This window comes from Sporosarcina contaminans (assembly GCF_042679045.1).
GTDB lineage: Bacteria > Bacillota > Bacilli > Bacillales_A > Planococcaceae > Sporosarcina > Sporosarcina contaminans.
The window spans coordinates 1-539 of the sequence record NZ_JBHTLT010000051.1 but is presented as its reverse complement, the minus strand read 5'-3'; the positions used below and the strand labels follow the sequence as shown (position 1 = coordinate 539).

Below are 539 nucleotides of genomic sequence, written 5' to 3'. Positions count from 1 at the left end.
CGCCTCCTAAAGTGTAACGGAGGCGCCCAAAGGTTCCCTCAGAATGGTTGGACATCATTCGCAGAGTGCAAAGGCATAAGGGAGCTTGACTGCGAGACCTACAAGTCGAGCAGGGTCGAAAGACGGGCTTAGTGATCCGGTGGTTCCGCATGGAAGGGCCATCGCTCAACGGATAAAAGCTACCCCGGGGATAACAGGCTTATCTCCCCCAAGAGTCCACATCGACGGGGAGGTTTGGCACCTCGATGTCGGCTCATCGCATCCTGGGGCTGTAGTCGGTCCCAAGGGTTGGGCTGTTCGCCCATTAAAGCGGTACGCGAGCTGGGTTCAGAACGTCGTGAGACAGTTCGGTCCCTATCCGTCGCGGGCGCAGGAAATTTGAGAGGAGCTGTCCTTAGTACGAGAGGACCGGGATGGACACACCGCTGGTGTACCAGTTGTCTTGCCAAAGGCATCGCTGGGTAGCTATGTGTGGACGGGATAAATGCTGAAAGCATCTAAGCATGAAGCCCCCCTCAAGATGAGATTTCCCTTTACAT

1 rRNA gene is annotated in these 539 nt (G+C 55.7%); it reads left to right on the top strand.

Annotated elements, in window-relative coordinates:
• Positions 1 to 539, top strand: a 23S ribosomal RNA gene (locus tag ACFQ38_RS11285); the annotation flags it as partial.